This window comes from Gordonia otitidis NBRC 100426, from assembly GCF_000248075.1.
GTDB lineage: Bacteria > Actinomycetota > Actinomycetes > Mycobacteriales > Mycobacteriaceae > Gordonia > Gordonia otitidis.
This window is the reverse complement of record NZ_BAFB01000138.1, coordinates 1-14,427: the sequence shown is the minus strand read 5'-3', so window position 1 is coordinate 14,427 and position 14,427 is coordinate 1. Positions and strand designations below refer to the sequence as shown.

13 protein-coding genes and 2 pseudogenes are annotated in these 14,427 nt (G+C 65.7%); 9 read left to right on the top strand and 6 right to left on the bottom strand.

What is annotated here, in order from left to right:
* Positions 1-598 (bottom strand): annotated as a pseudogene (locus GOOTI_RS14370) (PEP-utilizing enzyme); the annotation flags it as partial.
* A 265-nt stretch (positions 599-863) separates the two neighbouring features.
* On the opposite strand from GOOTI_RS14370, the gene surE reads away from it, so the two are divergent.
* Positions 864-1,652: a 5'/3'-nucleotidase SurE gene (gene surE, locus GOOTI_RS14365; RefSeq protein WP_007239327.1), complete on the top strand. Its 789-nt coding sequence runs from the start codon at positions 864-866 to the stop codon at positions 1,650-1,652.
* Between the two features lie 138 nt (positions 1,653-1,790).
* Here surE and GOOTI_RS14360 read toward each other — a convergent pair whose 3' ends face one another.
* Positions 1,791-2,420 (bottom strand): winged helix DNA-binding protein, encoded by a 630-nt coding sequence (locus GOOTI_RS14360; RefSeq protein WP_007239326.1) that lies wholly within the window; start codon positions 2,418-2,420, stop codon positions 1,791-1,793.
* A complete protein-coding gene (locus tag GOOTI_RS14355) occupies positions 2,417-3,949 on the bottom strand; it encodes an AMP-binding protein (RefSeq protein WP_007239325.1) in 1,533 nt (510 codons plus the stop codon). Before GOOTI_RS14355 ends, GOOTI_RS14360 begins: the two co-directional genes overlap by 4 nt.
* A gap of 190 nt (positions 3,950-4,139) precedes the next feature.
* On the opposite strand from GOOTI_RS14355, the gene GOOTI_RS14350 reads away from it, so the two are divergent.
* The 6 genes and pseudogenes from GOOTI_RS14350 to GOOTI_RS26515 all read left to right on the top strand — a co-directional run bounded on the left by GOOTI_RS14350 (position 4,140) and on the right by GOOTI_RS26515 (position 10,851).
* Entirely contained in the window at positions 4,140-5,342 is a 1,203-nt protein-coding gene (locus tag GOOTI_RS14350) for a cytochrome P450 (protein ID WP_007239324.1), read from the top strand.
* Positions 5,339-6,766, top strand: coding sequence for an aldehyde dehydrogenase family protein (locus GOOTI_RS14345; RefSeq protein WP_007239323.1), 1,428 nt, complete (start codon positions 5,339-5,341; stop codon positions 6,764-6,766). Before GOOTI_RS14350 ends, GOOTI_RS14345 begins: the two co-directional genes overlap by 4 nt.
* A complete protein-coding gene (locus GOOTI_RS14340; RefSeq protein ID WP_039994136.1) occupies positions 6,763-7,596 on the top strand; it encodes an SDR family oxidoreductase in 834 nt (277 codons plus the stop codon). The genes GOOTI_RS14345 and GOOTI_RS14340 overlap by 4 nt, the downstream gene beginning before the upstream one ends.
* A complete protein-coding gene (locus GOOTI_RS14335) occupies positions 7,593-9,095 on the top strand; it encodes a pyruvate, phosphate dikinase (protein WP_007239321.1) in 1,503 nt (500 codons plus the stop codon). The genes GOOTI_RS14340 and GOOTI_RS14335 overlap by 4 nt, the downstream gene beginning before the upstream one ends.
* 25 nt (positions 9,096-9,120) lie before the next feature.
* Positions 9,121-9,813, top strand: coding sequence for a TetR/AcrR family transcriptional regulator (locus GOOTI_RS14330; RefSeq protein WP_039994139.1), 693 nt, complete (start codon positions 9,121-9,123; stop codon positions 9,811-9,813).
* Positions 9,810-10,851: pseudogene (locus tag GOOTI_RS26515) on the top strand (2Fe-2S iron-sulfur cluster-binding protein). The gene GOOTI_RS14330 and the pseudogene GOOTI_RS26515 overlap by 4 nt, the downstream one beginning before the upstream one ends.
* Here the strand turns inward: GOOTI_RS26515 and GOOTI_RS14320 are convergent.
* Positions 10,806-11,477 (bottom strand): TetR/AcrR family transcriptional regulator, encoded by a 672-nt coding sequence (locus GOOTI_RS14320; RefSeq protein WP_007239317.1) that lies wholly within the window; start codon positions 11,475-11,477, stop codon positions 10,806-10,808. The pseudogene GOOTI_RS26515 and the gene GOOTI_RS14320 overlap by 46 nt on opposite strands.
* 175 nt (positions 11,478-11,652) lie before the next feature.
* On the opposite strand from GOOTI_RS14320, the gene GOOTI_RS27150 reads away from it, so the two are divergent.
* The gene (locus GOOTI_RS27150) at positions 11,653-12,336 is read left to right on the top strand and encodes a hypothetical protein (RefSeq protein ID WP_306302697.1); all 684 of its coding nucleotides are present in this window, start codon (positions 11,653-11,655) and stop codon (positions 12,334-12,336) included.
* A gap of 57 nt (positions 12,337-12,393) precedes the next feature.
* Positions 12,394-12,849, top strand: a complete 456-nt coding sequence (locus GOOTI_RS14310; protein WP_306302698.1) for a glycoside hydrolase family 16 protein — start codon at positions 12,394-12,396, stop codon at positions 12,847-12,849.
* Between the two features lie 32 nt (positions 12,850-12,881).
* Here the strand turns inward: GOOTI_RS14310 and GOOTI_RS14305 are convergent, their stop codons facing one another.
* Together GOOTI_RS14305 and GOOTI_RS14300 are read right to left on the bottom strand one after the other, a co-directional pair.
* Positions 12,882-13,529: a helix-turn-helix domain-containing protein gene (locus GOOTI_RS14305; RefSeq protein ID WP_233425509.1), complete on the bottom strand. Its 648-nt coding sequence runs from the start codon at positions 13,527-13,529 to the stop codon at positions 12,882-12,884.
* 114 nt (positions 13,530-13,643) lie between these two features.
* Positions 13,644-14,427, bottom strand: a 784-nt coding sequence (locus GOOTI_RS14300) for an NAD(P)/FAD-dependent oxidoreductase (RefSeq protein ID WP_007239312.1), incomplete at its 5' end; no start/stop codon positions are given.

Below are 14,427 nucleotides of genomic sequence, written 5' to 3'. Positions count from 1 at the left end.
CGCCGCTCTTCAGGCTCGCCTCGATGTGATGTTTGAAGAGTCGTCTCAGCAGCAGTTCGAAAGACCGCATGCGCGTGACCAATTCGGTGTCCGAGAGCGTGCTGATGTCGGGGCGGTTCGACCTGATCTGCTCGACCTCGGCGCGGTCGGTGTCGTATGCGGCGAGATCGGTGGCGCCGAGAACCTGCTCGGCGAGCCATGCGCCCGCCTTCTCCTCGTACTCGGGGTTCTCGTCGAAGTCGCGCTTCTCGCTCTCGTAGCTCGGGATGCCCGGCATGTCTCCGAAGTACTGCAGATCGACGGCCTCGGCCGACATTCCCGGCACGCGAACGCCGAACAGTCGCATCAGCGACATGTTGATGTACAGGTAGCTACCGAAGGCAGGGAGGACGTTGAACGGAACGGTCTCGTCGTAGAGGTCGTCGTCCCAGACGCGGCAGGCGACGAACGCGTCCCGCCAACCCGGTTCCAGGCAGTGCTGGAAGCCCACCGACGCGTTGAGCGGCGTGATCGGGTCGGGAAAGATCTCCCCGACATTCGCACGTGAGTACAGGGGGAAGAGTTTGGAGGTCTCGTCCATGAGCGGCCAGTCGGTCATCCGGTGGCCTCCTTCCGGTTCGGATCGGGCGGCGTCGTCATCACTCAGCAGTCTGCGATGACTCATTAGCGAACGCTTCGTCACATTATTATGTGATGGCGCTCACTGTGTCAACGGTTTCTGAGCAGCCATGTCACGCAATTCAAGCGAGATTGGCGCTGTCCTGTTCACCGATCACTGGACATGTATGTGATCATTGAGTCACTATTTGTTGGGGCACCGATTCTCGGCCATGTTCGATGCCCGACGCGGAAGGGAGTGCAGCATGCGCGTGCTGGTCACCAACGACGACGGCGTCGACGCCGAGGGATTGATCGTTCTCGCAACAGCTTTGGTCGACGACGGGCACGACGTCGTCGTCGCGGCGCCCACCACGGAACGTAGCGGCAGTGGGAGTTCGATCGGCACCATCGAGCACGGTACGCACATCGCTGTGCAGGAAAGGCACATCGACGCTCTCGGCACGACGCCGGTGTTCGCAGTCGACTGTCCGCCCGCGCTCGCCGTCATCGCCGCATGCGCAGGTGCATTCGGACCTGCCCCCGAACTCGTCGTCAGCGGGATCAATCCCGGCCACAACACCGGCCGCTCGATCCTCTTCTCCAGCACGGTCGGGGCTGTCCTCGCGGCACGCGTGACAGGTGTGAGCGGCGTCGCGATCAGCACCGCGTTCGAGCCGCACCATCGCTACGACACTGCCGCAGCCGTTGCGCGATCTGTGGTGCGTTGGATGTCCGACCGTGGCTCGCCCCGCCTCACGCTGAACGTAAACGTCCCCGCGGTCGACCTCGCCGATCTCGACCGCGCCGTCATCACCACCCTCGCCGCGCAAAGCATGTTCTCCCTGCGGATCTCGCGGACCGAGAACGATCTGGTGTTGCACCGCGAGGAACGCGACGGCGGATTCCGGCGCGGCACAGACGGTGCCGCCGTGGTCGACGGTCACGTGTCGATCACCAGCCTGAACACCGTCGCGGATGCGAATGGCGTTCTCTCCGAAGCCGATGCCCGCGCATTGGCGCGCGCCCTTGATCTGACGCCGACGAGCATCTGACGCCGACGAGCATTTCGCGCCGACGAGCATTTCGCGCCGACAAGCATCCGACCACGCCAGACACCGAGGTGCCCGGCGCGTGGCCCACGTCGGCCTGAAAGAACCAGGACCTGGCGTGGGCCAACCGGGGCGCGGCCGTCACCCCTCGTCGTCGGCCCCGCGCTCACGCCCCGTCGTCAGCAACAGGTCTTGGTGCAGTTCCATCCAGATGTCGTGATAGCTGTCGTACATCGGTCGCGCGAAGGCCGCGGTATCGCCCTCGTGCACCCGCTCGAGGGCGCGGGCCAGACGCTCGTCGTATCGATGCAGACGTGCCACCACGGCCGCAGCCGGTGCCAGGACCCCGACGATCTGCTTGTGTACCCGGTCGAGATCGGAGATCACCGCGGCGTCGTATGTGGTGTCGGAGTGGTCGTTGGGGGTGACGTCGTCCTTCATCTGCCACGCGGCACACACCCGTTTGAACTCACCGTTGACCGGCAGGAACGCCCCATATGCCGCATCTATCGCATCACGTTCCTCGGGTGACAACGGTTGTGCCGTACGGAGTTCCGCAAGGCGTTCGCGGCCCTTGGGCGTGATGAGTGTGCCCGACACGCGTCCTTCACGGCGGAGCACGAGACCGTCGTCGAGCGCCGCGGTGATCACCTCGGTCAGCGCGGCGTCGTCGAGGCCGGTCATCGCCGAGAGCACTGCGTCGGACGCAAGACCCTTCACCGCCAGAGCGTGCAGCAGTTCCAATACTGTCGTGTCTGTCGTCGTTGTCATACCTTTTCTCCTTCGGGGGTTGGCGTCTGGCCGTAGGTGTCGGCGAGCGTCTTCTTGTTGAGCTTGCCCGTTGGCAGCCTGGGCAATTCGTCGACGAAGTCGACGACCCGCGGGGTCTTGTAGTGGGCCAACCGATCTCGGCAGAAGTCGATCAACTCCTGCGCGGTCAGCGTTGACCCGGGCGTGCGCTGGACGACGGCTTTCACCGACTCTCCGAACTCGGGGTCGGGCACGCCGAGAACCGCGCCGTCGAGGACGTCAGGGTGCGAGAGCACCACCTCTTCGACTTCTTCGGGATAGATGTTCACTCCGCCGGAGATGATCATGTGCCCGGCACGGCCCACGAGGTAGAGGTAGCCGTCACGCAGGTACCCGATATCGCCCATCTGACGTCGCGCCGGGCGCGGACCGGCGTTGTCGTACGCGGACGGCGTCGTCTGCTCGAAGCACACGCGGCCGCGTTCGCCCTCGGGAACTTCGTGTCCGTCGTCGTCGACGATGCTGATACGCGTGGCGCCGAGCGGTCGGCCGACCGAACCTGGATGGCTCACAGCCTCGTCGGGACCGATGTAGGTGTGCCCGTAGCCCTCCGAGGCGCCGTAGTACTCGTGCAGGATCGGGCCCCACCACTGCGCGAGCTGCTCCTTGACCTCCGGCGGGCACGGCGCGCCGGAGGTGAACGCGGTCCGATGCGTCTCCGACAGTTCGACGTCGTCGCGATCGGATAAACGAAGAAGTCGGATCAGCATGGTCGGCACCCACTGGGAATGGGTGACGCCGTATCGCGTGATGGCATCCATCGCCGCGCGCGCGTCGAATCGTTCCATGCAGATCACCGTCCCGCCCGCGGCGAGGGTGATGAGTCCGAACGTGAACGGGGCCGCGTGATAGTTGGGTGCCGGGGACAGTAGTACCGTGCTCTCGTCGATGCCCAGCTTCTGGACGAGCCCCGAATGTCGTTGTGGTGCTTGTGCAGGGTGTACGTCGAGCAGTTGCTGGGCGAACCGCTTCGGACGGCCCGTCGTGCCGCCGCTGTAGAGCACTCGCGCACCGAGACGCTCGTCGGCGATCGGGGTGGTCGGCTGTCGCTGCAGCGCATCGGCCATCGACATGTGGCCGGATGCCGAGCCCCCGACGACGGTCACGTCGACGTCACTGCCTCCAACGTCGCCCAGCCCGGCGAGCCGCAGCGCTTCGACGACGTCGTCGGCGAGCGTCGCACTGGTGACCACGGCGCGTGGTCGCGCTTCGGCCAGCAGCGCGGCGAGTTCGGCGGGCTTCAGATGCCAGTTCACCGGCGTCACGTACAGCCCGCTGCGCATTCCAGCGGCGACGGCGACCGGCCATGCCAGGTTGTTCTCCATGGCGATGACCACCGAGTCCCCGGGGCCGACTCCCCGCGTTCGCCAGTGATGGGCTAGTTGGTTCGACGCGGCGTCGAGCTGGCCGTAGGTCAGCGACTCCCCAGAACCCGCCATCACATAGGCGTCTGCGTCTGGATGGTCGCGAGCGATGGTCGGTGGATACACGAACTCCCCTAGTTTGCGAACTTCTGGTCACATTGCAAAAGGTGCTGGTGAGCACGTTCTGCGCACGCGATCTGGTTGGTTGCTGGTTCACTTTTGATCGTTGCTGTGGTTCACAGCACACGATAGTCTATGATTTAGTGAAATTGCAGTCGCAAACCAGATCCAGTTCGTACCACTTACGGGAGTCGACATGACGACGGTCGAGAACCTTGACCTGATGGACCTCCGACCCTTCGCGGAAGGCAGGGACGCGGCGTTGTTCGCGCACCTTCGCGACGAGGATCCGCTCCATTGGAACGCCGAGCCGGGCGAGGGTCCCGGGTTCTGGTCGGTTACCAGGTACGACGACGTCAAGACGGTGGCCTCGGACTATGCCACCTTCACCGTCACCGAGGGCACACAGATCCCGAGTCGTCGCGCCGAGGGCGAGGGTGCGCGCAGCATCCACCACCTCGATCCACCTGAACACGACTCGCTGCGCAAGATCGTCACCCCGCATGTGCGCGCGGTCAAACTCAAGTCTCTCGAATCCGATATCGCCGCGGTGGTCGACGATCTCCTGGACAGTGCCGTGGCGGCGGGCGACATCGATTTCGTCGCCAAGGTGTCTTCCCAACTGCCCCTGGTGATGATCGGCCGTCTGCTCGGCGCACCGCTCGAGGACTGCCCCAACCTGCTGCGTTGGACCAACCAGATGGCCAGCGAGGATCCGGATTACTCCGAGGGGCCCGAGACCGCCGTGAAAGCGCGCGACGAGGTCTTCGGCTACTTCCGTGCTCTGGAGAAGTTGCGACGCGAATGCCCGGCGCAGGACCTCGTGAGTGTGCTGACCGCAGCAGAACTCGACGGTGTCCCCCTGTCGCGGGGCTACCTCGACGCCTACTATCTGATCCTGATGGTCGCGGGGAACGAGACCACCCGAAACCTGTTGTCCGGCGGGGTAAACGTCTTGGCGGAGAATCCCCAGTGGTGGGATTTCATGCGCGAGAATCCGGCGAAGATCCGGGTCGTCGTCGAAGAGATGGTCCGCTGGGTCTCGCCTGTTCTCTCGATGCGTCGCACCGCCACGCGCGACGTCGAGATGCATGGGAAGACGATCTCCGCCGGCGACAAGGTGGTCATGTGGTTCTGCTCGGCCAACCGCGACGACCGCATCTTCGACGACCCCGAGACATTCATCGGTAACAGGTTCCCCAACGAGCACGTCGGATTCGGGTGGGGCGCCCACGCGTGTCTCGGCGCGAATCTCGCCAAGATGGAGGCCAGACTCTTCTTCACCCGTGTGATCGAACGCGGTCTGCAGATCGATGTACTCGACGCCCCGAATCGACTGCAGAGCAACTTCTTCCGCGGTATCAAGACGCTCCCGGTTTCGGTCAGGGCAAGCCGGTGAGGGCACGTCGGACGGCGCCGGCAGCGGCCATCGGCAGCAACGAATTCCGGTCGGACGACCGGATCGACGTTGTCGACCCCTATCGGGGCGACCTCGTCGGCACCGTCGAATGCGCCGATGCCGAAGCGGTGTCGGAAGCGGTGTCGGTCGCCGCCGACGCGGTGCCCGCGTGGGCAGATACTGCGGTGGCCGAACGGGCTGCGGTACTGCGTCGCACCGCAGCGCTCATCGAGGACGCGCGGCGCGGGCTCGCCGCGACCGTCACCCGTGAGATGGGTATGCCGACGACGCTCGCCGCGGCCACGCAACAGGTGATGCCTGCCACGGTGCTCCGCGCAATGGCCGACGCCGCAGGAACTTTCGACTGGCAACGAACGATCGACGGCGCCACGCTGCGTCACGTCCCGGCCGGAGTCGTCGCGGCGATCACTCCGTGGAACATGCCGGTCCACCAGATCGTCGCGAAGGTCTCCGCCGCATTCGCCGCAGGCTGTGGCGTGGTGCTCAAGCCATCGGAGCTCACACCCTTCGACGCCCTTGACGTCCGCCGATGCTTCGTCGACGCCGGTTTGCCGCCCGAACTCTTCGCGGTGGTCAACGGACGTGGCTCGGAGACCGGCAGCCTGCTCACCTCGCATCCCGGTCTCGGCCACGTGTCGTTCACGGGGTCGGTGGATGCGGGCCGAGCGGTCGCGCGGTCTGCGGCCGGAAACCTGGTGCGTGCCACACTCGAACTCGGCGGTAAATCACCCGCTGTCGTCCTGCCCGATGCCGATCTGACGACGGTGATACCCCGCGTGGTCGCGAGCGGAATCGTGAATTCGGGCCAGGCATGTAATGCCACAACACGTTTGGTACTCCCCCGCAGCCACCAGGACGAGATCGAGCAGCTTCTCGTCGACGCCGCGCAAGCGTCGGTGCTCGGAGACCCCGCAGACCAGTCGACCACGATGGGTCCGCTCGCGTCACGGCTGCAGACCGACCGGGTCCTCGACCACATCGAGAAGGCGCGCGCCGATGGCGGCCACCTACTCACCGGAACCGGCCACACCCGACGTGTCGATTCCTGCGACGGGTTCATCGCCCCAACCATCATCACCGAGCTCGGACCCACCGCACGAGCGGTACGGGAAGAGATCTTCGGCCCCGTACTGGTCACCCAGTTCTACGACACAGTCGATGAGGCCGTCGAGATCGCCAACGACTCCGACTACGGGCTCTCCGCGGAGGTCTGGTCGGCGGACAGCGATGTCGCACGCGACGTCGCCGCAGCGCTCGAGGTCGGCCAGGTGAAGATCAACGGAGTGCGTACCCGGGAACGTCCCGCTGTGCCGTTCGGCGGCATGAAGCAATCCGGATACGGACGCGAACTCGGCGCGACCGGGCTGGCCGAGTTCACCGAGATCCAGGCGGTGATGTCGTGAGTGCGAATACCACGAGAACGTACGTGATCTCCGGTGCGGCATCGGGAATCGGCCTGGCGCTGGTGACCCGACTCCTGGGATCGCACGGAAACATCCGGATCGTCGGCATCGACCTCACCGACTGCCCCGACCCCCGCGTGGAGTCGGTGCGCTGCGACCTGTCCGACCCAGACGCCATCGCGTCGTTGGATCTGCCCACCCGTATCGACGGACTGGCCAACGTCGCAGGCGTTCCGGGTACCGCGCCTGCCGAACTGGTCCTCGCGGTCAACACCCTCGGCGCACGAGCACTGACCGCGAGAGCGCTCGGATCGATGGAGTCCGGCGCGTCCGTGGTCAACGTCTCGTCGATCGCCGCGCACCGGAACACACTGCCGTCCAACGCCATCGACGAACTGCTCGCCGTCACCGACCGGAACGGACTGAGCGGCTGGCTCACCAGGCATCGACTCGACGGCCCCGCAGCGTATGACACGTCCAAGCGCGCACTCACCGACTGGACCGTGCTGCTCAGTGCCGACCTGCTGTCGCGCGGTATCCGCGTCAACTCGGTGAGCCCCGGCCCGACGGAGACACCCATCCTCTCCGATTACGAGGAATCGATGGGGATCGACGCCATCGCCCGGTCGGCAGGCGCGGTGGGTCGGCACGGCACCGCCGCCGAATCGGCCGCTGCCGTCGACTTCCTCCTCTCCGACGGTGCGTCGTGGATCAACGGCGTCGACATCCCGGTCGAAGGCGGCCTGACCGCACTTCGAGCTGCCGCGCAACGACCCGCTGTGGTCGCACCCGACAACACATCCACCCCCGTGAAGGGAGCACTCCGATGACTTCTGGAACCACACTTCCCGCACGAACCGCTCTGTCGGTGCTGACGCTGGACGGCACAGCACCCGCCGATCGCGAGCTTCTCGGCGGAAAGGCGTACAGCATCAACAAGATGCGGTCCCTCGATCTGCCGGTGCCACCCGCCTTCGCGCTGACCACCGCGGTGTGTAGACGCTTCCACGACGAGGGCGGAACACTGCCCGACGACGTCTGGGCCGCTGTTCTCGATCATCTGCGTGAACTCGAGACGACGACCGGGAAGCGGTTCGGCATCGGACCGTTCCCGCTTCTCGTCTCGGTACGCTCCGGCGCAGCACAGAGCATGCCGGGAATGATGGATACCGTGCTCAACCTCGGACTGACCGAGGAACTGGCGCGAGAACTCGGTGAGGCCACCGGCGACGTCGCATGGGCACAGGACACGTGGCAGCGCTTCTGCGTGGGATATGGGGAGATCGTGCTCGGCGATGCGACGGCCGCCCCGCCCTCTGATCCCTACGACCAGCTACGCGAGGCGATCGGCGCGGTTTTCCGGTCGTGGACCAACGACCGGGTGCGCGCCTACCGCGACCGTCACGGTCTCGGCGAGGGCGGCGGCACGGCAGTCACCGTGCAGGCCATGGTCTTCGGTAACCGCGACACGCACTCCGGGACCGGCGTCGTGTTCAGTCGTGATCCCGGCACCGGCGAGTCGACCCTCTTCGGGGAATGGATGGCGATGGCCCAGGGCGAAGATGTCGTCTCCGGTGAGCGCACGCCCGAGAACATCACGCAGTTCGGCACGCACGACCCGGAGTTACACCGCGAATTGGCCCGTATCGCAACGGTCCTCGAACGCGAGCATCGTGACCTCGTCGACATCGAGTTCACCGTCGAGAGCGGCACCCTGTACATGCTGCAGTGCCGTTCCGGCAAGCGGTCGGCGCGAGCCGCGGTGCGCGTGGCGGTCGAACTCGTTCGCGAGGGGCTCCTCACCCCCGACGAGGCATGCGCACGGATCAGCGCTGACCAGGCACGGCTGTTGGCCGACGAGGTAGGAGTGACCCACGACGCGGACGAACTCGCACGAGGGGTGGGCGCAGGACCCGGCGCCGCGTCCGGTGTGGTGTTCACCGACACCGACGCGGCGTCGGCTGCCGCGGCGCAGGGCACCCCCGTCGTGCTCGTCCGGCCGTCGACCTCGCCCGCGGACGTTCCGGCGATGTTCGATTCGGTTGCCGTCGTGACCGAGGTCGGCGGTACGACGAGCCACGCAGCGCTGGTGTGTCGAGAGATCGGGCTGCCGTGCGTGGTGGGTTGTGGGCCAGGGGTGACGACCGCACTCGCCGGGTCGACGGTCACCGTCGACGGGACCAACGGAGTGGTGTACGCGGGGGATGCCCGCGGTGACCAGAATGCCACCGACCCCCATCTCGACGAACTGCTGTCGTTCCTTCCCGAGACGGTACCCGACGACCATCCCCTGAGCGTCCTGCACCAGCGGCAGGCGTTGCGTGACTGACGCATTCGACACACGTGGAGACGACATGACCAACGACGGAATCGACGCGGTGTACACCGCGGCCGGACTCCTCGACGATTCAGCAGCCACCCCCAAACGCCCCAACAGGCGTGGCGAGCAGACACGGGAGAAACTGGTGCGCGCCGCCGTCGAGTGCTTCACCGAGTACGGCTACACACGCACTCGTATCTCCGACATCACCAACCGCGCCAACACCGCTCAGGGCAACTTCTACCGTCATTTCACCGGGCTCGACGACATCTTCCTCGCGGCGCTGCGTCCCTCCCTGGAGGAACTCGCGGCCGCGCGGCTGCGCCCCGACCACGCGCACGGCGAACGCGAGTCCCTGATCAAGGTGAACACGACGTATCTGCAGGCCTATGCACGCAACCGTCACATGCTTCGATTGCTCCGTGAAGCGGCAGCGGCCAGTGAGAACAAGGGGTTCCAACAACTCTGGCTCAACCTGCGCGCCGACTTCGTCCGACGAACAGAGCGGTGGCTCGACCGCCTCAACCACCAGGGTGTGATCGACGAGGCTCATCCGCACATGCTGGCCGAGACGTTGGGGTGTGCGACCGAGCAGATGGCCTACGTCCATGTCGGCCTGCCCGTCAGCACTCCACGACCCGAGGAGATCACCGAATTGGGTACTGCACTGGGCGAGTTCTGGTATCGCTCACTGCCACTCGTCAGCGACAAGGGGGTTTCGCGGTGACCGTGCAAGCGAGCCGCAGGCCCTCGGCGACAACACTCGGAGTCGACGTCGTCGTCGACGAGGTCCGTGCCGAGACCGCCGATTCACGGACACTCGTGCTGCGCTTCCCCGGCGAGGTCTCCTACCTGCCGGGTCAGTTCGTCACGCTGCGGATACCGAGCGAACGCACGGGCTCGGTGGCGCGCTGCTACTCGCTGAGCACGGCGCCCGGCGTGGATGACCTCCCGGCGATCACCGTCAAGCGCACCAAGGATGGCTACGGTTCCAATTGGTTGTGCGACAACGTCACAGCAGGGACCACGCTGCACGCGCTCTCGCCGTCCGGCGTGTTCACCCCGTCGCAATGGCACGGCACACTTCGCCTGTTCGCGAGCCGGTAGCGGTATCACACCCGTCATGTCGATAGCGAAATATGCTCTGGCGCACCAGCAGTGCTCGGTCGAACTGTTCTACGCCAATCGTGACCGCGAGTCCGTGATCTTCGCCGGGGTTCTCTCCGACCTCGCGCGCCGTCATCCCGACCGGCTGCGGATCAGCCACTGGCTGGAATCCGAACGTGGTATGCCCGACGCCGCGGCCGTCGACGAACTGTGTGGCTTGGACGACGACGATGAGGCGTTCATCTGCGGGCCTGCACCGTTCATGGATCTCGTCGAGGCCGCCCTGCGTCGACGCGGTACACCCCACTCGCGGATACACGTCGAGCGCTACGTGTCGCTCGAGGGCGACCCGTTCACGCTCGACCGGACCGACAGCGACGATGCATCCGTCGACGTGAGGGTCAGCATCGACGGGGAGACGACATCGGTGGCATGCGGCCGCAGCACCCCGATTCTCGACGCACTCCTGTCGCACGGCGTCGACGCACCGTACTCGTGCCGGGAGGGTGACTGCGGATCGTGTATGGCGCGTCTTGTCGACGGCGAGGTCATACCGGGCGACGGCGTGGCGCTCGAGCCAGAGGACATCGACGACGGCTACATCCTCACGTGTCAGGCGACCCCGTCATCGGGATCGCTCGCGATCGAGTTCGACTGATCTGCAGCACTTTTCGGTGCGTCGGAGAGTGATCCGTACATCGCCTGCCAGAATCCACCGGCGAGAGCCGCGGCGAAGTCGGCGTCGCGTTCTTCGGGAGCATTGATCAGATCGAGCAGACTACCCCGTGTGGTGACCGTGATGAAGCGTGCGGTCTGCTCCGGATCCATGTCGTCCGGCGCCACGCCCTCGTCCCGGTCACGCCGGAGACGGTCGGCCATCTTGGCGGTGTAGACCTCGAGGAAGCTGCCGAACTGGTTCCGCAGGCGCGCGTCGGCGTCGACCGTTTCGAGAAACGCGCGCCAGACGGGTCCGTGCTCGCGACCGAGTTGGAACATACGCGTGATGATGTCGGCGAGGTCGTCGGGTCCGAGAGCCTCCGTGCGCATCCACCACTTGTCCGACACGTCCCAGAACGCTGCGAAGAAGGGCTCGGCCGCGCTCTCGATGAGGTCGCCCTTGTCGGCGAACCATTGATAGAAAGTCGAGCGGGAGACGTTCGCGGTCGTCAGGATCCGCTCGACCGGAACGTCGGCGTAACGCACACCGGACTCCAGGATCGTGGTCACCGACTCGATGATCCGTGCCCGTGACGACGTTCGACGCTTGACCGGGGCACGTGACATGCAGGTCAGCCTACTCGCCACCACCGTGCGTACCGACCCGATCGTGACGCTTGGCGACCGCTTTTGCTGAATTGACGAACTCTTAGCGGGCCGAAGCCTTCTCGACGCTGGGTGGCCGGCGTAGACCGAAGGAGTGACGCTATTCGACACACTGCCCTCCTTGAAAGGGGTCACCGTGGCCAGATCCTTCGATGCGGCGAAGTGGCGCTTGCCCATTCGCTGTGCCGGCACCGATATCCGGGTCAACGACCTCTCCCTGCAGGAGGAATCGCTGCGGCGAAAGGTCGCCTTCTTCCTCGATGAGACCGGGGAACCCATCAGCCAGGCGCTGTGTCCCGAAGCGCTCTGGTTCCCGGTTCTGGTGACGAGGATCAGCAGTGCCCATCTGACCGCCGATCGCGCCGTGCTTCACGTCGACGCCGCGCTTCCGCTGACGACGGCCATCGCCGACGTCGCGTTTCCTGGCAACCAACTGTCGGGTGCACGACTGGCAGACATCACGATCGTCGACACGTCCGGTCACCGACGCACTGTGCATGCTGAACTGCCACCGCATGTATCGGTCACCGGGACCATCGTGCTGGCGCTGCGTCGGGTCTCCACGTCGTCGCGACGCGAGAGACCCCGCCTTGGTCAGGCGGGTCTCTCGTGCAGGGGTAGGGCCGGTGCAGGCCTGAGTGGGAGGGTCGGATCAGTAGTTGACCCACACCCAGTTCCACCGGCGGGTGCGTGCGTCGAAGCGACGGACTCGACGACGACGCCGTGCCGGAGCGGGGTTCTGCTGACGGGGCTGGTTCGGTGTGGGCATGGTGTCCTCTTTCTTCTCGGTGGAGCGCTCCTCGGTGAGTGCTCGCTCTGACGTCACCGACAATGCCAACCGGGACTTGCAGCTCTCTCGACGTCGACTGGGAGGTCGCTGAACACCGTTGGCGCCCGCTGCATCACGCGTAGCTGTCCGCTTCGACGGTGCTCGGGGTCGTTCTCGCCGCGTCGGCAGGGCTGGCCTTCGGCGCGACTCAACACCCTGGGCGAGTTCGCCTTCACCTACGGCACGGCATCGGCACGGATCAAACTCCCCGCCGGACAGGGTCTGCTGCCCGCGTTCTGGCTGATGGGCACCGACATCTTCTCCGCGGGCCGGCCGGAGAGCGGCGGGATCGATGTCATCGAAACTCTCTCGGTGACAACCTCATACACGAACCACCTGCACGGACCGACAACATCTGGCGGGACGTGGCAGCTCGGTAACTCCGGTGCCGTCGCCGACCTCTCGGCAGACTTCCACACATACTCGGTCACCAAGTCGAAGGACGCCATCACCGTCTCGCTCGACAGCCGAACCGTCGGCTGGATCCGTGTGTACTCGAGCTGAGGGGTCCCGACAAGCTCGACCATCGGGCCTGGTCAGATGGCCGAGTCCGGGAATGCGATCACCGACAGGAAACGGATCGGTAGCTCGACCAGTTCGACGGGGCCGTGTGCGCCCTCACCGTCGAGTTGCAGTGAGTCGCCGGGACTGAGCCGGTACACCGACCGCGAGTGGGCGTAGTCCATCGAGCCGTCGAGCATGTAGATGAACTCGGTGCCCGGATGTTGGAACAGCGGCTGGGTCACCGACTTCTCGGTGAGCGTCACGAGCAGGCACTCGAGCCGCTTGTGTTCGCCGCGCAGCGAGCCGAGCATCTCGTACTCGTGCCCCTCGCGGGAGCCCTCGCGCACGATCTGCGAACCCTCACCGGCCTTGACGAACACCGCAGAGCGCTCGAGGTCGGCGCCACGGAACAGCGAGGTGACCGAGACGTCGAACGCCGTGGCCAGCGCCGCGAGAGTGCTCAGACTGCATGAGGTCTGGGCGTTCTCGATCTTCGAGAGCATGGCCTTGGAGATCCCGACCTTGGCTGCCATGTCGCCGACGGAGAGCCCGACCTGCCTGCGTAGCCGACGGACATTGTGCGCGATTGCCGATTCGAGTTCGAGTTCTTCGACCGGTTGGTCGACGGGGCGTTCACGCGCGGTCCCCGACTGGTTGCGGATCAGAGCGTCGTCGGTCACTCCGCCAGCATATCGGTAGACGGACTTCACTCCCGGTGAACGCCGTGGCCCGGCAGGGATACGCGGCAACGACGCCGCCCCGACGGGCGTCCCGCCGTGCAGTGCACACATCGGCTACCGCATCTCGCCCGCACCGACATAGGGGAACCGCGTGGTGAGCAGGTCTCCCTCGGCGAAGCGGGACAGTCGGAAGTCGGGCTCGGGGATGCGGGGGTCGTTGCTGCGGCCGTCGACGACCAGGTCGGCGACGAGACGACCGACCGCAGGCGAGATCTTGAACCCGTGACCGCTGAAGCCGGCGGCGATGACGAGACCGTCGAGGGGTCCGCGTGAGATCACCGGATTCCAGTCGGGTGTCACGTCATAGCAGCCGGCGTAGCTGCTGGTGATCGATGCGTCGGTGAATGCGGGGAACCGCGTACCGACCTTGTCGACGGTCAGGTCGAGGAACGCCTCGTCGGCGCGGTTGAGGTAGCCGTCGGGGTCGGCGATCTCGAGTTCGGCGAGGTCGGAGTTGCCGAAGAGGATCTCTCCGCGGACGTCCGGCCGGACGTACTGCAGCGACACCAGATCCGAGAACACCGGTACGGCACCGAGTTCCATCCCGGGATGGATCATGACGATCTGCTCGCGATGAACTCGGATCGGGACGTCGATCCCGTACTCGTCCAGGAACGGCTTGGTCCACACTCCGGTCGCCACCACGACCGTGTCGGCGGAGATCGTCGAGCGATCGGCGAGTTCGACGCCGGTGACGCGGTCACCGTCGGTCAGCAACCCCTTCACCGTCGTGCCCTGTTTGATCGTGACCCCGGCGGCACGCGCCGACGCCGCGAACGCCTGTGCCGTCTGATAGGCGTCTCCGTATCCGCCACGCTCTTCCCAACCGAACGCGGCG